General features: G+C 63.1%; 16 protein-coding genes and 1 pseudogene. 7 read left to right on the forward strand and 10 right to left on the reverse strand.

Annotated elements, in window-relative coordinates:
- Positions 1-15: 15 nt before the first annotated feature.
- Both BM438_RS23015 and BM438_RS23020 read right to left on the reverse strand, forming a co-directional pair.
- Positions 16-1,494, reverse strand: a complete 1,479-nt coding sequence (locus BM438_RS23015) for an NAD(P)-binding domain-containing protein (RefSeq protein WP_093638326.1) — start codon at positions 1,492-1,494, stop codon at positions 16-18.
- A complete protein-coding gene (locus BM438_RS23020; RefSeq protein ID WP_093638330.1) occupies positions 1,491-2,477 on the reverse strand; it encodes a LysR family transcriptional regulator in 987 nt (328 codons plus the stop codon). The genes BM438_RS23015 and BM438_RS23020 overlap by 4 nt, the downstream gene beginning before the upstream one ends.
- A gap of 350 nt (positions 2,478-2,827) precedes the next feature.
- Here BM438_RS23020 and BM438_RS23025 point away from each other — a divergent pair, with 350 nt between their 5' ends.
- Genes BM438_RS23025 through BM438_RS23040 form a run of 4 tightly spaced genes read left to right on the forward strand, consistent with a single transcriptional unit; the run spans position 2,828 to position 7,518 of the window.
- On the forward strand, positions 2,828-4,024 hold the full coding sequence (locus tag BM438_RS23025) for an ABC transporter substrate-binding protein (RefSeq protein ID WP_093638333.1): 1,197 nt from the start codon (positions 2,828-2,830) through the stop codon (positions 4,022-4,024).
- A 58-nt stretch (positions 4,025-4,082) separates the two neighbouring features.
- Positions 4,083-5,906: an ABC transporter permease gene (locus tag BM438_RS23030; protein ID WP_093638336.1), complete on the forward strand. Its 1,824-nt coding sequence runs from the start codon at positions 4,083-4,085 to the stop codon at positions 5,904-5,906.
- A 10-nt stretch (positions 5,907-5,916) separates the two neighbouring features.
- Positions 5,917-6,759, forward strand: a complete 843-nt coding sequence (locus BM438_RS23035; RefSeq protein WP_093638339.1) for an ABC transporter ATP-binding protein — start codon at positions 5,917-5,919, stop codon at positions 6,757-6,759.
- 18 nt (positions 6,760-6,777) lie between these two features.
- Complete coding sequence (locus tag BM438_RS23040; protein WP_093638343.1) at positions 6,778-7,518, forward strand: ABC transporter ATP-binding protein; 741 nt, start codon at positions 6,778-6,780, stop codon at positions 7,516-7,518.
- A 69-nt stretch (positions 7,519-7,587) separates the two neighbouring features.
- Here BM438_RS23040 and sapR read toward each other — a convergent pair.
- Together sapR and BM438_RS23050 are read right to left on the reverse strand one after the other, a co-directional pair.
- Positions 7,588-8,491 (reverse strand): annotated as a pseudogene (gene sapR / locus BM438_RS23045) (sap1 transcriptional regulator SapR).
- Between the two features lie 116 nt (positions 8,492-8,607).
- A complete protein-coding gene (locus BM438_RS23050) occupies positions 8,608-9,495 on the reverse strand; it encodes a DMT family transporter (protein ID WP_093638346.1) in 888 nt (295 codons plus the stop codon).
- A gap of 116 nt (positions 9,496-9,611) precedes the next feature.
- Here BM438_RS23050 and BM438_RS23055 point away from each other — a divergent pair, with 116 nt between their 5' ends.
- Positions 9,612-11,063, forward strand: a complete 1,452-nt coding sequence (locus tag BM438_RS23055) for an aminotransferase-like domain-containing protein (RefSeq protein ID WP_093638349.1) — start codon at positions 9,612-9,614, stop codon at positions 11,061-11,063.
- A gap of 24 nt (positions 11,064-11,087) precedes the next feature.
- Here BM438_RS23055 and BM438_RS23060 read toward each other — a convergent pair whose 3' ends face one another.
- The 3 genes from BM438_RS23060 to BM438_RS23070 form a co-directional block, all read right to left on the reverse strand.
- Positions 11,088-12,161, reverse strand: coding sequence for a TAXI family TRAP transporter solute-binding subunit (locus tag BM438_RS23060; protein ID WP_093638353.1), 1,074 nt, complete (start codon positions 12,159-12,161; stop codon positions 11,088-11,090).
- Positions 12,162-12,410: 249 nt separating this feature from the next.
- On the reverse strand, positions 12,411-13,418 hold the full coding sequence (locus BM438_RS23065) for a zinc ribbon domain-containing protein (protein WP_093638356.1): 1,008 nt from the start codon (positions 13,416-13,418) through the stop codon (positions 12,411-12,413).
- 440 nt (positions 13,419-13,858) lie between these two features.
- Positions 13,859-15,406, reverse strand: a complete 1,548-nt coding sequence (locus BM438_RS23070; RefSeq protein ID WP_093638360.1) for an MDR family MFS transporter — start codon at positions 15,404-15,406, stop codon at positions 13,859-13,861.
- Positions 15,407-15,481: 75 nt separating this feature from the next.
- On the opposite strand from BM438_RS23070, the gene BM438_RS23075 reads away from it, so the two are divergent.
- On the forward strand, positions 15,482-16,270 hold the full coding sequence (locus BM438_RS23075) for a TetR/AcrR family transcriptional regulator (protein ID WP_093638363.1): 789 nt from the start codon (positions 15,482-15,484) through the stop codon (positions 16,268-16,270).
- Positions 16,271-16,283: 13 nt separating this feature from the next.
- Here the strand turns inward: BM438_RS23075 and BM438_RS23080 are convergent, their stop codons facing one another.
- Positions 16,284-17,006 (reverse strand): ribonuclease activity regulator RraA, encoded by a 723-nt coding sequence (locus BM438_RS23080; RefSeq protein ID WP_093638366.1) that lies wholly within the window; start codon positions 17,004-17,006, stop codon positions 16,284-16,286.
- A 498-nt stretch (positions 17,007-17,504) separates the two neighbouring features.
- Between BM438_RS23080 and BM438_RS23085 the strand changes: the two genes are divergently transcribed.
- Positions 17,505-18,017, forward strand: coding sequence for a response regulator (locus BM438_RS23085; protein WP_093638369.1), 513 nt, complete (start codon positions 17,505-17,507; stop codon positions 18,015-18,017).
- 113 nt (positions 18,018-18,130) lie between these two features.
- On the opposite strand, the gene BM438_RS23090 is transcribed toward BM438_RS23085, so the two are convergent.
- On the reverse strand, positions 18,131-18,709 hold the full coding sequence (locus tag BM438_RS23090) for a Fur family transcriptional regulator (protein WP_093638372.1): 579 nt from the start codon (positions 18,707-18,709) through the stop codon (positions 18,131-18,133).
- A 111-nt stretch (positions 18,710-18,820) separates the two neighbouring features.
- Entirely contained in the window at positions 18,821-19,447 is a 627-nt protein-coding gene (locus tag BM438_RS23095) for a glutathione S-transferase family protein (protein ID WP_093638819.1), read from the reverse strand.
- Positions 19,448-19,530: the final 83 nt, after the last annotated feature.

Below are 19,530 nucleotides of genomic sequence, written 5' to 3' on the forward strand. Positions count from 1 at the left end.
GTCTGCTCCGGCGGGTTAATCGGTGTTTTCAGCTGCGTTCTCTGCTTGCAGGCGAGCGCGCGAAGTGTCGGACGATGCATCCGCATCGCTCCATTCGTCCCCGCGCAGCTCAGCCGTATCGAAGGCGAGCAGCGCCTGATAGTGCCGCTCGCGATCCGCGTCGAACAGGCGGCTTGCGATGCCGCGTGCCAGGCGCTGCGCGCCATCGCTGATCGCGGGGATGTCGCCGGAGAGCTTGCCGTGGCTGAGGCTCGCGGCATGATTGAAGCAATGGATCTGCGTCAGCGCGGCACACGTGCCGGGCTCGCGCTCCTGAAACGCGAACGCGGCGCCGAGATCCGGCGACTCGGCCAGTTCGTACGAAGGCAACGCCGGGTCCGCTTGATAGCGGTCTTTCCAGCGCCGCACAAAGCGGGCGAACGGCGCGAATTCGGCGCGCGTGGCGATATCCGAATGAAAGCCGGTCGCGAAGATCAGAAAGTCGACCACGTAGTGGCCTTTCGGCGTCGTTACCGCGAGCGCGCCGTCGCGTTCATCGAGTGCAACAATTGGGCTGCCGACGTGAAAGCGTGCGCCCTCGTGGCGTGAAACCCGCAGCACGCTGTCTCTTGGCGGTGGTGTTTGCTCGGTCTGTGCGTAATGCAGGAAACGCCATTTGGACGCATCGTCGAGATCGGCGAAACCATGCACGAGCCCCGGACTGCCGATGCCCGTCAGCTTGTTCACGCGCGGAATATCGTCACGGCGGATAAACAGATCGACGCTGGCCGTACCCGTTTCGAGCGCGGTCGCGGCATTGTCGAAGGCGGACGCACCCGCGCCGACGACACCGACACGCTTGCCGGTCAATGCGGCGAAATCGATTGCCTCCGCGGAGTGCGCCCAGTAGCGGTGCGCAATCGTATTGGCGATACCAGGTACCGACGGACCGCCCAAACCGTCGCGTCCGGTGGCGAGCACGACATGCCGCGCGAGCACCGTACGCTGCCCGCTCGCATCAGCGAGATCGAGTTCAAGCAGGCCATCGTCGCGAGGACGTAGCGAGGTCAACGTGGTGTCGTTTTGCACCGGAAGATCGAGCACCTCGCGATACCAGCGCAAATAGTCCATCCACTGCGTTCGCGGAATCTTGTAGAGCGCATCCCACGCAGCGCTGTCGAATTGCGCTTCGTACCACGCGCGAAACGTGAGGGCCGGCATGCGCAGGGCGGGCCCCGTGAGTTGCTTGGGCGAGCGCAGCGTTTCCATTCGCGCGAACGATACCCATGGACCTTCGCGTCCTGACGGCGCGCGGTCGATCACCTGCAGATTGTCGATGCCGAGCCAGCGCAGTTCCGCCGCCGCGGCGAGCCCCGCCATGCCGCCGCCGATCACGGCGACATCGAGCACGCGTTCAGCATCGGCGAAACGCGGCGGAACCCACGAGGGTGCGGGTAATTCCAGCCAGCGCAGATCTTCACGCAAGCGGGCTTCGAGTGCGGCAAGGCGATTCATGCTGTGTGTTCCGGGTGTTTGGTGCGCGCACGGGAGACGCGGGTTTCGCGCTGTAGCAGTGCATCGTGTTGCTGGGCGGGATGTAGCACAACGCCTTCCAGCAGCTCACGGGTCGCGTGCTCGATGGATCGCAGCAATGCGTCGACGGCCGCGCGGCATGGTTTGCCTGCGGGCGTCACGACGCCGAAGAAGAACGGAATCGCGCAGTCGAGCGGCCGCGCCGTTACACCTTCGATAGACAGACCGAGTCCGGTGGCCGGATCCACGATCGCGACACCGGCGCCCGCGCGAGCGGCCATCACTGCGTTTAGCGAGGCATTGGTTTCGAGAAACACGTCAGCGGAAATGCGCGCAGCCGCGAACGCTGCGTCGATCCGATGCCGCAACCGAAAGCGGTTCGCCACGGTGACGATGCGCCGGTCCGCCAGATCGCGCAGCGCAATGCTCGGCTGCGTGGCTAGCGGATCGCCGCTCTGCACGAGCGCCACGCAGGGCGCTTCGGCGATCCAGTGGATGTCGAGTCCCGCATGCCCGATCGGCAGCGTCACCAGACCGATATCCGCGGTACGAGTCAGGACTTCATGCACGACGTGTTCCGCCGACAAACTGCGTAACTGGAATTGCGGTGCGTGGCCGAGCGGCGGCAGCGAAGCGATGGCGGGCGGCACGATCGACGCCGCCAGCGCGGGCGTGGCCGCCACGCGCAATGGTTCCGCTTCGTCGAGGCCGATGGCGCGTGCCCGTTGCTCGATGGTCTTCAGCCCGATCAGCGAACGCTCGACTTCTTCGTAAAGCAGAAACGCGCGATGCGTCGGCGTCACACGCGGACCGTTGCGATTGAACAGCGCATAGCCGAGATCCGCCTCGAGCTCCTGAATCTGACGCGTGACGGCCGGCTGCGAGCGTTCGAGCAGACGTCCCGCACCGGTGATGCTGCCGGCGGACATAACCGCCGAAAATGCTTCGAGTTGATGCAGCTCCATGACTCACCCTGGCAATTCGGTCTGCGCATTGTAGGGTCGTCTGAATGCGGGATTTATATAATGAATTCCGATATCGACAGCCGAAAAAATGCGAAGCGGATTCGCCGGCGAGGACGCGGCGGCGCGGATTTTGTTTCATATGGCGCGTGTCGGAAGAGAGAAAAGTCAGTTGCGTCAACGAGATACCACGGTGTGTCAGCGCATGGACGTGAACACGGGCTCGTTGCGTTGCCGCGAGCGAGCGGCGGCATCCTCTCCTGCGTGATAACCATATTCCCAAAACTTCGTTGGTTCGCCGGAATTCACCGTGGTTACATGGCCCCACTTTGAAGCTGACAGGCGGGGCAAACATGAAACACGAATCCAAATCGTCGCGGACCAACTGGTCACGCTGGCTGAAAACGCTGCCGATGCTCGCAGCAGTAGTGGGCATCGCAGCAACCTCGCCGGCCTACGCCGGCGCCGCAACGGGCGAGCCGTATCTCATTGGCGTGAGCGGACCGCTGACCGGACAGGACGCGCAATACGGCACGCAGTGGAAGCGCGGCTTCGATCTCGCGCTGGAGCAGATCAACAGCCAGGGCGGCATCAAGGGTCGCCCGCTTGCCTATGACTTCGAGGACAGCCGTGGCGACCCGCGCCAGGCCGTGTCGATCGCGCAGAAGTTCGTCGGCGATCCGCGCATTCTGCTGGAGCTGGGTGACCTGTCGAGCACGACCTCGATGGCTGCTTCGCCGATTTATCAGCGGGCACAACTCGTGCAATTCGGCTTCACCAATTCGCACCCCGCCTTCACCAAGGGTGGCGACTACATGTGGAGCACGGCGCTGAGTCAAGCCGAAGAGCAGCCGCTGCTCGCGCACTACGCGACGAAAGAACTCGGCTTCAAGCGTATTGCCGTGCTCTATCTGAATACCGATTGGGGCCGCACCAGCAAGGACATTTTTGCGAAAGCGGCCACGCAGGATGGCGCACAGGTTGTCGCGGCGGAAGGCTATCAGCCGACCGAAAAGGATTTCCGCGCGACGCTGGTGCGTGTGAACGAAGCGAAGCCCGATTCGCTCGTGCTGATCTCGTACTACGCGGATGGCGCGCAAATCGTGCGCCAGGCGCGTTCGTCGGGTTTGACGCAACCGATCGCGGCAGTGGGCTCGGTCTATTCGCCGAAATTCCTCGAACTCGCGGGTGAGGCCGCGAATGGCGTATTCACCGAATCAAATTTCTTCCCCGGCGACAAGCGGCCTGAAGTGCAGGACTTCGTGCAGCGTTATCGCACGAAGTACAGCGGCGAGCCCGATACCTTCGCCGCGCGCGCTTACGACGCGATGATCGTTTCGGCGGAAGTCATGCGCCGCTACGGCGTGACCCGTCAGGCAGTGCATGACGGCCTGAAGCAGATCAAGGACGTGCCGAGCCTGATCTTCGGCAAGGTGCAGTTCGATCCGCAGACACGTCGCGTGGCCGGCGCGCGCAGCGTGTACCTGGTCGTCAAGGACAATCAGTTCGCACAATGGGACGGTTCCAAGCCGCTGGTCGCTTCGAAATAACGTCTGGGCAACGCACAAGCAACGCTCACGTGTCTGCTTCTCACCGGATCTGAATGCTATGGCTTCATGGCTCGACTACACGATCAACGGACTGATCGTCGGCAATATCTATGCATTGCTGGCGGTTGGCCTCGCGCTGATTTTCGGCGTGTCGCATCTGATTAACTTTGCGCACGGCTCGGTGTACATGATCGGCAGCTTCATCGGCTGGTTGTGCCTGACGCGGCTCGGTTTGCCGTTGCCGCTGGCCTTGCTGGCGGTGGTGGTCGGCTGCGGGCTGCTGGGCATTGCGATCGAGCGCATTGGCTTGCGGCCGCTGCAGGGCGCGGCACGCATCGCGCCGCTACTCGCGACGATCGGTATCAGCTTCGTGCTCGATCAGTGCGCGCAGTTGCTGTTCGGCGCCGATCCGCGGCCGGTGCCGAGCACGCTGCCTGATTGGCACTTTCGCCTCGGCGGCGCAACGATCGGTTCGCTGGATCTGCTGATCGCCGGTATTGGCGTGACGGCGGCTGCCGTGCTCTATGTGTTCCTGCGTTTCACGCGTCTCGGTTGGGCCGTACGCGCCACTGCGCAGGACCGGGACGCGGCGCAGCAGATGGGCGTCAACGTCAACGGCGTCAATCAGGCGGTGTTTGCAATTGCGTGCGCGCTCGGCGGCGTGAGCGGCTTGCTGGTCGGCATGTACTACAACAGCATCGATCCGGCGATGGGTTTCCAGGCCACGCTCAAAGGCGTGGTGGCGTTGCTGATCGGCGGTCTGGGCAACGTGCCGGGCGCGATTGTCGGCAGTCTGCTGCTGGGTCTGGTCGAGAGTTATGGCGTGGCGATCTTCGGCACCAGTTACCGCGATCTGTTCGCGTTCGTTTTGCTGTTGCTGTTTCTGGTGTGGCGTCCCAATGGACTCTTTAGCGGCAGCCGCCGTTTGCCGCCCGAGCCGATGACGGGCACGTTCCTGTCGGCGGGCAAAGCGGTGAAAGTGCCGCGTGCCGTGGTGATTGCGTTGGCACTGGCTGCGGTTGCGCTGCCGTTCGTCGCCAGTTCGTCCTATCTCCTGCAAACGCTCACCAATGCCTGGCTGTACGGAATGTTGGCGTTGAGCCTGACGTTGGTGGCGGGTACGGTTGGACAGATTTCGCTTGGTCATGCTGCGTTGCTGGTGATCGGCGCATACGCCTCTGCGTTGTTGTCGACGAATCTCGGCTGGTCACCCGTCGTGACGATCTTCTGCGCCGGCCTGATCACCGCCGCGCTGGGCACGCTGCTGGTTTATCCGGCGTTCCGTTTGCGCGGCCACTACGTGTCGATTGCGACGCTCGGCATCGGCGAAGTGGTGAGCCTTGTGATCCTCAACTGGGATAGTTTGACGCGCGGCCCGCTCGGCATCGCGGGCATTGCGCCGTTGTCGGTGTTTGGCTGGACGCCCGACAGCGCTCGCGCGATCTACTGGTTCGCGCTGGGCGTGCTGATCGTGCTGGCGCTCTTGCAAACGCGGCTGTTGGGCTCGCATCTGGGCCGCACGCTGCGGGCGATTCGCGAAGACGAAGTCGCCGCGCGCTCCCACGGGATTCGCCCGAACCGCTACAAGGCGATCGCGTTTGCGTTCGGCGGACTGGCTGCCGGCATCAGCGGCGGGATTGCGGCGCATCTGTATAGCTACATCAACAACCAGACTTTCGACTCGCAAGTGTCCATCCTCGCCTTGACGATGGTGATTCTCGGTGGCCTCGGTAACGTGCTGGGCGGCATTGTCGGCGCGGTCGCGCTGATCGGCCTGCCGGAGATTTTCCGCTGGGCGGCAGACTATCGGATGTTGATCTACGGCCTGGTGTTGCTGCTGCTGGTGCGGTTCAGGCCGCAGGGTTTGCTGGGAACGGTATGACGGAGCGCACATGACACAGACTCTTCTCGACGTGCGCGGCGTGACACGGCGCTTCGGCGGATTGACCGCGGTGAACGGCGTCGATCTTTCGATTGCGGAAGGCGAACTCGTCAGCGTGATCGGGCCGAACGGCGCGGGCAAGTCGACGCTGTTCAATCTGATCACCGGGCTCGATACGCCAGACGCGGGCAGCGTGCAATTCGACGGCCGTGACATCACCGGCGTGCGGCCGGAAAAGCTCGCCGCGCTCGGACTTGCGCGCACGTTTCAACATGGCCGCGTGTTCGGCAATCTGAGCGTGCTCGACAACGTATTGATCGGCGCGCATGCACGTTTGCGCGCTACCCGCACGGGTTGGCCGATTGTCGGCGCCATCGCCGAAGTCGCGCGTGCGCTGATCGGACCCGCTTCGATCCGGCGTGAAGACGCGGCGTTACGCGACGAAGTGCGCGAGATCATCGCAGGGTTTGGCGAGCGCCTCGCGCCGCGTATCGATCATCCGGCGCATAGCCTGTCGTATGCGAACCGCCGACGCGTCGAGATCGCCCGCGCGCTTGCCTTGCATCCGCGCATCCTGCTGCTCGACGAGCCGACGGCTGGCATGAATGAATCCGAAACCGCCGAGATGCTGGTGCTGATCCAGCAGCTGAAAGCGCGCGGGTTGACCATTCTGCTGATCGAACACAAGCTCGACATGGTGATGCGCTTATCGGATCGCGTGATCGTGCTCGACAACGGCGGGAAAATCGCTGAAGGATTGCCGCGCGACGTGCGCAACGATCCGCGTGTGATCGAGGCGTATCTGGGTCATCGCAATGTCGGCGGCGCGGCGGCTGTGCGCGTCGCGGCCTGAACTTCTGGAACATCGACGATGAGCGACGCTCTACTGAAACTCGAACACATCGAGACGTTTTACGGTCCCGTGCAGGTGCATTTCGACGTCAATTTTCAAGTGCGGCGCGGGCAGATCGTGAGTTTGCTCGGCGGCAACGCGAGCGGCAAATCGACCACCATGAAGCTGATTCTCGGTCTGCACAAGCCGCGCTCCGGCAGCATAACGTTCGAAGGTGAGGCGATTACAGGACTCAGTACACCGCAGATCGTACGGCGCGGTGTTGGGTCCGTACCCGAGGCGCGGCGGCTGTTCGGCGACATGACGGTACGTGAGAATCTGCTGATGGGCGCATACACACGGCGCGACCGTGTTGCCATCGACGACGACTATGAGCGCGTGCTGGGCCTGTTCCCGCGCGTGAAAGAACGCCTTGTGCAAAAGGCGGGCACGCTCTCGGGTGGCGAACAGCAGATGCTGGCCATGGCGCGCGCGCTGATGAGCCGGCCGAAACTGATCTGCATGGACGAACCCACGATGGGTTTGTCACCGCTCTACGTCGATAAAGTGCTTGAACTGATCGACACGATCAATAAGCAAGGCGTGACGTTCTTCATGGTCGAGCAGAACGCCAGCCTCGCGCTGGAAATCGCGCACTACGGCTACGTGTTGCAGACCGGCCGCGTCGTGCTCGAAGGCACGGCGGAGTCCCTGCTCGGCGATGAGCGGATCCGTGACGCGTATCTCGGTGGGGAAGCCGCGGCGACGACCGCGTCCTGATCCGATTGCGAAGCGCGGAGGCCGCCGGTAAGCCGATCGTCAATCACGTGGCTTTCCGCAAACGCGGCCTCAAAGGTCGAACTGGTCGAATTCGCTTTGCAGTTCGCGGTTGCGTGCCACGCGCTCGTCGATGCCCGGGCCGAGCCGTTCGACAATCGCCGAAATCAGCAGATTGAACAGGCACGTGAGCGGCGCCAGCGAGTCCCAGAACTGACCGACATCGGTCTTCACCTGCAAAAGATCACCATCGAATTCGCGCGCCCACGGACAGTAAATATCGGTGACGAGCGCAAAGGGTAGCCCACGGCGCGTGGCCGCCTCGCAATAGCGGCGCGCGATCATCGAATAGGCGCGCGTATCGGTGACGATCAGATACGGTGACTTGAACTCGGAGTTCAGCGAATCGACATAGGAGCCCGACATGCCGTCCGAATAGAACACGCGTGGACGGATGTACTCCAGGTAGCTGTAGAACGTTGCTGATGCCGCGCGTGGACTGAATACCGAGGATATACACGGCGTCAGCGTTCGAAATGCGTTCGGCCACGCGGGCAAACACCGGCGATTGCGCAAGCTGGTAGACATGCTGGATCGCGCCGATTTCGAGTTCGAGCGAGTGGGCGAGAGCAGGGTTGGGGGCGGGGTTGGCAATATCAGGCCCGCTTGCGGCCGGTGTGGCTTCGTCATGTTGGCCGGAGGTGCGGCGAAATGCGTCGAGCCGGTCGGTAATTAGCCACGGACGCTCCTGCGCGCCGCGCAGCTCGCGCTTCAGATCATCCAGGTTCTGGTAGCCGATGCTGCGCAAGAACCGGCCCACGGAGATGCCGCTGGTGCCGGCTTGCTGGGCAATCTGGTCGGCGTTTTCGAGGCCGAGCCGGTCGAGATTCGCCAGCATGTAACTGGCGACGCGCTTGGAGGTGGGCGTGAGTTCGGCAAAGCGGGCTTCGACGGTTTGTGCAAATGCGGTCGGCATCGTAGTCGCGGCGCGAGTGGTGGATCGATTATCGAGATGATGACATATTCATCCGACAGTCGACCCCGCGCGGTCCCAAAATCAGGGAACGCACGCACACGCGGGCGAGACGCCGGTCAGACGGCCGGCCGCACGGGCGCGCTCCGCGAGAAGTGCCGCGCGCCTGCCACACACGCGACCACCACGACGGTCACCAGGACCATCGCGAGCGGCACCTGTTCGTGCAGCAGCAAACCGGCGAGCAGCAGGCCGAAGAACGGCTGCAGCAATTGCAGTTGCCCGACCCCCGCGATGCCGCCGAGCGCCAGTCCGCGATACCAGAACACGAAGCCGATCAGCATGCTGAAGAGCGACACGTACGCGAGTCCCCACAGCGCCGCATGGCTCACCCCTTCAAACGATGCAGGCCGCGCCCACCAGGCGAGCGGCAGCATCACCGGCAGTGACAGCACCAGCGCCCACGAAATCACCTGCCAGCCGCCGAGATGGCGCGACAGCCGCGCGCCTTCGGCATAGCCAAGCCCGCAGACGACGATCGCCGCGAGCATCAGCGCATCGCCGAGTGGCGACGCGTTAAGGCCGTGGCGCAAGGCGAACGCGACCACCGCGCCGCTGCCGAGCGCCGAGAACAGCCAGAACGCCGGCTGCGGGCGCTCGCCGCCGCGCAGCACGCCGAAGATCGCGGTGGATAGCGGGAGCAGCCCGACGAACACCACGGCGTGCGCGGCGCTCACGTGGCGCAGCGCGAGGGCGGTCAGGAGCGGAAAGCCCACCACCACGCCGAGCGCGACGATCACCAGCGGGACGAGGTCGCGCTTCGCGGGCCGAGCCTCGCGAAACACGAGCAGAAGCAACAGACCCAACGTGCCCGCGATGGTCGCGCGGGCCATCGTCAGAAACACCGGATCGAAGCCTTGTACGGCGATGCGGGTGGCGGGTAGCGAGCCGCTGAAAATCAACACGCCCACCATGCCGCTCACCCAGCCGTTCGTTGTCTTGTCCATCGAAAGAGTCCATGCGCATTGAAAATGGAACCTACAGCATCCGCTTTCGCGCTGCAAAGGGTAAGCTACGGATCAGTACAATTCGTACAAACTGTACCGAACATGGAGCAGTACAGATGGCGGAAAGCGATACCAACCGGGCGCCCTTGGGCGCGCCAGCCGGCACGCGGGTCGGCACGCGGGTCGGCACGGTGATGGACAGCTTGCGCGAGCGCATCGCCAGCCGTTCGTTGATGCCGGGGGCGCGCGTGCCCTCGATCCGCGTGATGACGGAGACGCTCGGCGTGTCGAAGTCGACCGTGGTAGAAGCGTACGACCGGCTGGTCGCGGAAGGGGTGATCGTGGCGCGGCGCGGTTCCGGCTTTTTCGTGTCCGGCCATGCGCCGCCGCTTGCGCTCGCCGATCTCGGGCCGCGGCTGGATCGCGAGGTCGATCCGCTGTGGCTCACGCGGCAGTCGCTGGAGGCCGGTGCGAAGGTGTTCAAGCCGGGCTGCGGGTGGATGCCGCCTTCATGGCTGCCGGAAGACGGCGTGCGCCGCGCGTTGCGTGCCGTGGCGCGCGATCCGCAGTCGCCGCTCGCCGACTATGCGAGCCCGCTCGGTCTGCCTGCGCTGCGCCAGCAACTCGCCTGGCGGCTTGCACAGCACGGCGTGGACGCGCCGCCCGAGCAGATCGTGCTGACCGACGGCGGCACGCACGCGCTCGATCTCGTCTGCCGCTTTCTGCTCGAACCCGGCGACACGGTCCTGATCGACGATCCCTGCTACTTCAACTTCCAGGCGCTGCTGCGCGCGCATCGCGTCCGCATCGTCGGTGTGCCTTATACGCCGTCCGGTCCGGATCTGGCGGCATTCGAGCGGGCGCTGATCGAGCACCGCCCGCGGCTCTACGTGACCAATTCCGCGATCCACAATCCGACCGGCGCGACGCTTGCGCCGGCCATTGCGCATCGGCTGCTGAAACTGGCGGGTGAGCACAATCTGCTGATTATCGAAGACGATATCTTTGCTGACTTCGAAGACGAACCCGCGCCGCGCCTTGCGGCGTTCGACGGTCTCGCGCGGGTCGTCTCGATCGGCAGCTTTTCGAAGACCTTGTCCGCGGCCGTGCGCTGCGGCTACATCGCGGCGCGCAGCGAGTGGATCGAACCGCTCGTCGACCTGAAGCTGGCCACCACGTTCGGCAACGGTCAGCTTGCGGCGAGCGTCGTGCATCGTTTGCTGGTGGATGGCACCTACCGGCGGCATCTGGAATCGATGCGCGCGAAGCTCGCGGACGCCATGGGGGAGACGATCAGACGGCTGGGCTATGCCGGCCTTGAAGTGTGGACGCGGCCACGCGGTGGGATATTCGTGTGGGCGCGCTTGCCCGATGCGCTCGACGCCGCCGATATCGCGCGTCACGCATTAGCCGAGAGTGTGGTGTTCGCGCCGGGCAATGTGTTCAGCGCGTCGCAATCGGCGGCCGGCTTTTTGCGCTTTAACGTGTCGCAATGCAACCGGCCGAAGGTGTACGAGGCGCTGCAACGGGCGATGGACGTGTCGGCTGCATCGAAGGCGCACGCCTGAACGCGCGCGCCTCGCCACGCAACGTTATTTACACAGCAAGAGCAGACGCTCCTGATCCGTGCAGGAAGAGCGTGGTTTCTGCGCGGCTTGCGCGGCCGCCGCGCTGATCCCCGCGCTCTTGTTCGCGAGACACGCGCGCAGATGTTTTTCCACCGGCCCGTAGTATTTCCATCCGCGCACGAGAGGTGGCAATTCGAGCTTCACCTGCTTCCACTTCGGATGCCCATGCTCCTGCAGATTGTCGAAGTTGGCGCACAGCGAGTCCGCAAAGTGATTCAGATTGCCGACGGTATCGCGCAGACCGTAATCGTAAGTGACGAGGAAGGCCTTGACCGTCAGCGTTGGGACATCTTCCTTCAGCCAGTTCGGATAACTGGTCGCGCGGAGTGTCGTGGGGAAATACGTCTGCTTTGCACGGGTGGTTTCGGGCGCATTGGGATCAACCTTCAGCGGGCGGATCTGTTGCAGCAGCTCGGGATTCATGTCGTTGAACAGTTTCGCCGGCTGCCCGACCACGATGATCGCCACGTCCACCTTCTTGACGATCAATGCGGCCAGCGCATCTTCGTTGCTCAGGTGCTGGACGTTCTGCTCCGGAATCGCCTGTCCGAACATCAGGTGATAGAGCGTCGTGGCCGTTTGAGCAGTGCCGCTGCCGAGCAGGCCCACGCTGATGCTCTTGTCCTTGATGTCGGCGAAGGTTTTCATCGGCGAGTCCGCGCGCACCACGACGTTAATTTCCTCGTCGTAGAGCGGCATGATGAGCCGTAGCGGCCGGATTGCCGTACCCGCGTCGGCATTGCCCGCGTTGGCCATGTCGATATAGGCCTGATACACATCGGACTGCACTAGCGCGAGCTTGACGCCCGGCTCGAAGCGCATGCGCTGCACGTTCTCAGCCGAACCCTTCGACGCCATCACTTCCAGGTCGATGCCGGCCGGCTGCGCCACCCACTTCGACAGATCCTGGCCGATCTGAATATACGTGCCGCGTTCCGGACCGGTGACGATCTTGTAGTGCGCAGCCTCCGCGCTTGCAAACGAAGACACGATCATCAGCGCCAGCCCCAGCCATCCCGTCAGAAGTTTCTTCAGCATGGTCTATCTACCTATCTGTCAGGGTTGAACTGCCTCTCGCGTCGGCGCGCGCGAAGCACCGGTGAGCCGGCTTGCCTTCTCATGTTCAATGCATGGCGCCCGCTATGTCCGTCTGTTGCCGCTCAGAGGGAAAGTGAAACGCCAGTGCAATCGGGCGTGCCACGATTCATGCGCTCAGTCAGACAAATCGAACGTGCGAACGGCCATGAAATTCGGTATCCAAACTTTTTCGCTCGCTGGAATGCCGGTCTACGCATGTGGCTTGAGCGGTGCCCAACCTGTCTCGTGAATCACGCGTGCAAGGATCGTTTTCGCGGTGTCGTTGCCGGTGTCGATCGCGAGCGCCTCATTGGCGTGCTGGCGCGCGCAACTCCACGACTGCTGCGAGGCGCACAGTTGTGCGGCCTGCAACGCGGCGTCGCGGCGCGCGGCGAGTGGCTTCAATTCGGTCAGCAGGCTTTGTGCGTCGGCGTTGCCGGGCTGCAGCGTTTGCGCCGTGCCAAGCGCCGCTTGTGCCGCGGAGAGGTCGTTGGCGCGGAACGCCAGACGCGCTGCCTGCAGCGCTTGTGCGGCATCGCGGAACTGCGGCGCTGCTGGTTTTACAGGCTCTGGGGGCAACGGCGGCGCGACGGGCGTGGTCAGGATTGTCGGTGCTGCCTTGGCGGGATTGGCGGCATTGCTGGGGATAGCGGGCTTAACCGCGGCGGCCTGATTCGTTGGCTGAGCCGGTGCGTACGGCGCGATCGTGCCGGTCGCCGTTCTGGCGTCCTGAGGATTGCCCGCCGCCTGCTCGGTATTGCCGCTCTGCGATTCGTGGTCGTCGCTGAATAGTGTAAAGGCGACATACGCTAGTCCGATTGCGCCAATCGCCACGATCGCGAGCAGCACCCGGCGTATCGGGAACGCGCTGCGGTCCGCAGAATACTTCAGATCGGTGAGCGGCGGAATCGGCTCGTCCTCAGGCACGAGTGCCGGCGCTTCTATCGGGGACTCTATAGGCGCGGCTTCGTCGGTGACCGCAGTCGGCACGGCGAGGTCGATTTCAGCCGGCTGTGTCGGATCGAAGCCGTTTTTCTGCGCTGTCTTGCTGACGGCACTGGCGCGGCTGCCGGGAATCACGACACGCTTGTGCGGCCCGGCGTCAAGCGGATGCACGGCGCCACAATACGGGCAATAGTCTACTTGCCGGTACAGCGCACCACCGCAGCGTTTGCAGGGCGTCGGGAAACTATGGCCGAGTATTGTCTGGGTGGACATACTGTGGACCCACCTGTGGAAAACAGTGCCGTTACGGCATGCTCCAGATCGTGTTGAGGCAGGAGTAATGTCCGCGGAAACCACGATCCACATGCGCTGGAGAACCTTCGGACGCAAGTCCTCGCTTGCGGTGCCACTAAATGCAATATGTGGCGTTTCGATGAGAACGTCAATCGACGTTCTTACCTACTTTATGCACGCCAGAGCGCATTTGTAGGTACGACGAAACAGTGCATATGTCGGCAGAACGAACAGGCTGTCTGTTTTTTTCACACGGTTTGCGAAGTTACTGTGCGCAGGCGTCGACAACGATGGCGCGTTGGCGGAATTGGCAGAACGAAATGGCGGCGATGAAAGCAAAACGAGGTCGAAGCGCGTAGCGTTCGACCTCGTCATCAAGCGCTTGCAGAAAACACCCGCTGGAAACGGGATATGCGAAATCAGTGCTTGCGCAGCGGATGATCCTTCAGAAGCCACGCGAGCGCAAAGGCCAGCACGACAACGCAGGCCGCCGAGAGATACACCGTGTGCAACGCGCCGGCAAACGCTTGCAAATAGTCGCTGCGCAACGCTTCGGGCAACTGGTGGATGGCCGCCGGTCCGAGCGCGTGCGGCAATTCGGTGTCCGCCGGAATCAGTTTTTCCAGTCGCGCGGCAAGGCCGTTCGAAAACACCGCGCCAAAAGCGGCCACGCCGATCGAGCCGCCGATTGAACGGAACAGCGTCGCGCCCGAAGTAGCGACACCCATGTGCTTGAACTCGACCGTATTTTGCACGGCGAGAATCAGCACCTGCATCACCATGCCGAGACCGAAGCCGAGAATGCCCATGTCGATATACATCACACGAATGGGCGTGTCGATCTGCAGGCGCGCGAGCAGCACCATCGCGACGGCCACGAGAAACGTGCCGGCGATCGGAAACATGCGGTACTTGCCGATCTTGCTGATTACGCGTCCGGTCACCATCGACATCACGAACAGGCCGCCCATCATCGGCAGCATTTGAATGCCGGCTTCCGTGGGCGTCGAGCCTTTGACCACTTGCAGATACAGCGGCAGGAACGTGACCGAGCCGAACAGCGACACGCCGATGATGAAGCCGATCAGACTGCTCAGCAAAAACGTGCGCTGTTTGAAGAGTTCGAGCGGCATGATCGGTTCGACGGCAGTGCGCTCCTCATGGATGAAGCCCCAGATCGCCACCAGCCCCATCCCCAGCGTGAACCACAATTGCGGCGACGACCACGGCAGAATCGTGCCGCCCTGGCTCGTGAACAGGATGATGCAGGTCAGCGCGCCGGCGAGAAACGCGGCGCCCATGTAGTCGATGGTGTGCTTCACGTGCTGAACGTGCGGCTTGAAGACCGCACCGATCACAGCCAGCGAGATGAGGCCGAGCGGCAGGTTGATGTAGAAAATCCAGCGCCATGACAGATGCTCGACGAGAAAGCCGCCGAGCAGGGGCCCGACCACCGTCGCGAGACCGAATACGCCGCCGAATACACCCTGGAAGCGGCCGCGCTCAGCCGGCGGAATTACGTCCGCGATGGCGGCCATCGTCACGACTAGCAGACCGCCGCCGCCGAGCCCTTGCAGCGCTCGCAGCACGATCAGCTGGGTCATGTTCTGGGCGACGCCGCACAGCGCGGAGCCGACGAGGAACACGACGATCGCGGTTTGCAGCACGATCTTGCGGCCGAACAGATCGCCGAATTTGCCGTACAGCGGCACGACGATAGTCGAGCTGAGCAGGTAGGCGGTCACCACCCACGAGAGGTTGTTGAGCCCGCCGAGTTCACCGACGATGGTCGGCAGTGCGGTCGAGACGATCGTCTGATCGAGCGCGGCGAGCAGCATGACCAGCAGGAGCGCCGGAAACAGCAGGCGGATCGGCGGGTGGTCATTTGCCTGCTGGCCGGACTGCACATCTGGCTGCGCATCCGCCAGCGTTAGCCCGGCGGGTTGAGTCGTTGTCGTTTGGTCCATGGCGCCAAGGTGTTGAAATTAATTAATTCGGAGATTAATATATGCGACATTGTGTCTCTCGTCAAATTGAATGCAATGGCAAGGATTACGTCAGATGACCGCGAAGTGAAACGCCAACCGCGCACCACGACCGCCGTGAAGGCGCGAAAGCTTTCGAATCCGGCTTCAGCCGCGGCGGGCGATGCTGCGGACGCTTCAAATGCCGCATTGCCGTCCGCACCTACGCGGCGGCCGGGCAGGCCTTCGGGCTCGGCGCGCGGCCCGGAGCAGCGCAGCCGCCTGCTGGACGCCGCGCTCGTCCTGTTCGCGCGGCAGGGTATCGTCGACACCACGCTCGGGGAGATTGCCCGCGAGGCGGGTTTCACGCCGGCGATGATGCACTACTACTTCAAGACGCGCGATCAACTGCTCGACGTGCTGATCGATGAGCGTTTCGCGCCGCTGCGCGCGGGGATCGGAGTGCCGTTTCAGGAAAATCCCGACGATCCGGTGGCGGCCATTACGCAACTCGCGCAGCGTTTGGTGAAGACGGCGAGCGACAATCCGTGGTTTCCGTCGCTGTGGGTGCGCGAAGTGATCAGCGACGGCGGCTTGCTGCGTCAGCGCATGCATGAACGGTTTGGCGACGCGGCTCAGAAGGCGTCGCTGTTAGCCATCGCGCGCTGGCAAAAGGAAGGCCGACTGAATGCCGGACTGGAGCCCTCGCTGGTGTTCGTCACGCTACTGGGCATGACGATTCTGCCGCTGGCCACTTCGAAGCTGTGGCGTAACGATCCCGCGCGGTGCAACATCGGTAGCGAGGAGATCGCCCGGCATGCGGTGGCCTTGCTGGTGCAGGGCGTCGGTCCGGGCAAAGCGGCCTGATACACCACGTGCCTCATTCAGAACTGCGTTTCTGCCGCCACGCCTCATACGCAGCCCTGGTTTTTTCGTTCGGCGGATAAGTGCCGGGCAGGGCTGCGCCCTCACGAATACGCTCGGTGAGAAACACTTCGAGTTGTTCCTGCTCGACGGCGGCTTGCGCAACTTCGGCTGCCATTTTGAACGGGATGACCACCACGCCGTCCGCATCGCCCACGATCACGTCGCCGGGAAACACCGCGACACCGCCGCAGCCGATCGGCACATTGATATCCACCGCGTGATGCCGGATCAGATTCGGCGGCGCGCTTGCGCCCGCACAAAACACCGGCATGCCGAGCGCGGCGATCGTCGTGCTGTCGCGCACAGGACCGTCGGACACCATGCCCGCCACGCCGCGCACCTGCAAGCGCTGTGAGAGGATCGAACCGAACGAGGCGCTGCCGCGTTCACCGCGGCAATCCTGCACGAGCACGTGACCGGCCGGAATGGTCTCGACACATTTGCGCTGTGCGTACTCCGGATCCGCAAACAGTTCGAGTACGTCGATGTCCTCGCGCGAGGGAATATTGCGCAGCGTGAAGGCTGGCCCGACCAGATTTGCGCCAGTGTGCGCGGCGAGCGGGGCGACGCCCTGCATGAACGTATTGCGCAAGCCGCGCTTGAACAACTGGGTGGTCAGCGTGGCAGTGCTGACATGACGGAGTGCTTCGAGCGTGGCGGAGTCGAGATCGGACATGGTGTCGGGCGGCCTCAGGTTTTAGGGGAGGGAAGATGGCGCTCATATGACGTGCTGCGTCGCAGCGACGGAACGTCACGCAGCCGCTGCGATTTCGCGCACACGATCATAGCGCCGCTGTAGATCGCGCGGCAGGCTCGCGCAACCATGCTGCCGTAACGACGAATCTGATGAATCTGGCGAAGCCGGCGAGGCACGCTACGTGCTACCTGAGGAGTGGATCTGAACGCCGTGCGGGAGAGATAACAGCGTCGGCGTCGCAATAGGACAGGAATGTCAGGGCAGATGCTGGGGTGGACAAGGCGATGGACGTGGGTTCGCGCCAGCCGCCACGGCGAATCGGGTGTCGGCATCGGTCAGCCAAGGCAGTGGAGCCGAGGGCCGGTTTTTCATTGGCGTGCAATTTTGGCGCGTTACTGTGCGCACGCGTTGCGCCGAGGCCATGTTTTACAATCGCGGGCCTGCATGCAACTCGACGCATGAAATCGAGTCGGAACCATGGACAGCAATACCGCAGCCGCGCAAATCGGCGGCAAACAGCAGGGCGATACGTTGGCCGAGTCTGATGGCCTAACCGGTTTTTTAGAGCAACAACAGAACATGAACGGAGCATTGAGGCTCGATCAGGCCACGATCGTGCTCGTCGAAGACGACCCGGATAGCCGGGAATCACTGACCTTGTTACTCGAGGCGGAAGGGGCGCATGTCGTCGCTGTGGCGGATGCGGAAGAGGGCGTCGAAGCGGCGCTGCGGCTGTTGCCTGACGCCGTGGTGTGCGACCTCGAATTGCCGGCCATGGATGGCTTTTATCTGATCCAGCGGCTGCGCGATCACGAGATTCGCGGTGACCATGCGCCTTCAGTGGCCGTGGCGCTTACAGGCCATACCGACGACGCTTATCGCTTACGCAGCATCGGCGAAGGCTTCCAGCATTTCATGACCAAGCCGGCATTGCCGGAAGAGCTCGTGACACTGTTGCACGACGCGATCGACGCTCGCGCGGCAGGCTGAGGAGCGGCCTCGCGGCCGGAGGGCGGTTTCTTGCCGCCGGATCTTCGGCCGCAAGCTTTCGTCTGGCGAAACGATCTGCAATCAGATTGCAAACCTGATTGCAGGCGCCGCTGTTATTTGGCGGCGGCGACCGGTGCAGCCGCGCTGGCGCTGGCCGCTTCCGCTGCCTGACAGGCGGAACACAACCCCTTCAATTCGATTTCATCGCTCGCAAGGCGGTAACCCGCGTCTTCGATTTGCGCGACGAGGGCCTGGCGCAGCTTCGGCTGATGCAACTCGGTGACGTTGCCGCATTGCTGGCAAACCACCAGAATGCCGTGCTGGCATTGGGTCAGGTCGTGGCAGACGGTGAACGCATTGATCGATTCGATCCGGTGCACGAGTCCTGCCGAGAGCAGAAAGTCCAGCGCCCGGTAAACCGTAGGCGGCGCCGAGCCCGGATGGATCTGGCGCATGTCGTCGAGCAGCGAATAAGCTTTGGTGGCGCGCCCGGAATTCAACAGCAATTCGAGCACTTTGCGGCGGATCGGCGTGAGTTTTTCGCCGCGTTCGCGACAATATTCTTCCGCGAGAGTCAGTGCGGCTTCCTGCGATTCCCCGTGCCCACTGTGCATGTGCCCCGGCTCATGATGATGAGCGGAGGCAGCAGGCGTGGTTTTGTCGGCGTTCGCGGCGGGCTTGGCGGTCTTCATGCGTGGATTATAAAGGCCATCGCGCCTGGCTGTGCCGGTGTGCGGCGTACCTGCCGATCGCGGCTGGACGCCTCGGTGGGACATGAGGCAGTCCTATAGCGGCCGGATTGTTCAAGTCAGCGGGAAATCGATGTATTTCTTGAATCCCGGGCGAGTCGCAAGCCGCGAATACCACCGCTCCAGATTCGGCAACGGCGGGCGTTCGACGCCGTCCAGTCCGAACCAGCGTTTCGCGTACGCGCCGATCACGATATCCGCAAGCGTGAACTTTTCGCCTTCGAGGAAGAAGCGGCCTTGCAGATGGTTATCCAGCAGGCGCCACAGCAACGTGACCGCGCTGAAGTCGGTAGCGAGCTTGCTGGCGTCGCGCTCGGCGGCGGGTGTGCGCACGAGGGCCCAGAACACCGGCCTTTCCGCGGGTTGCAGCGTGGTGAGCGACCAGTCGAGCCAGCGGTCGATGCTGGAGCGCAGTTTCGGTTCCGACGGATAGAGGAGGCTCGATTCGCCGTATTGCAGCACCAGATAGCGCAGGATCGAGTTCGATTCCCACAGCACGAAGCCGTCGTCGACCAGCGTCGGAATTTTGCCGGTCGGATTCATCGCCAGGTAGTCGGGCTCGTTGTTGCGGCCGAATTGCAGTCCCGCGTCGATGCGTTCGTACGGCAGCACCAGTTCGTCGCAACACCACAAGACTTTCTGTACGTTGACCGAGTTGGCGCGTCCCCAGATCGTGATCATCCGGTAAATCCTTTCTTTATATTGACAGGTGGCAAGCCGCGCGCGGCGCACGGCGTTCAGCCAGTAACGATACACGATGCGCA

It is taken from the genome of Paraburkholderia aspalathi (assembly GCF_900116445.1).
GTDB classification, from domain to species: Bacteria; Pseudomonadota; Gammaproteobacteria; order Burkholderiales; family Burkholderiaceae; genus Paraburkholderia; species Paraburkholderia aspalathi.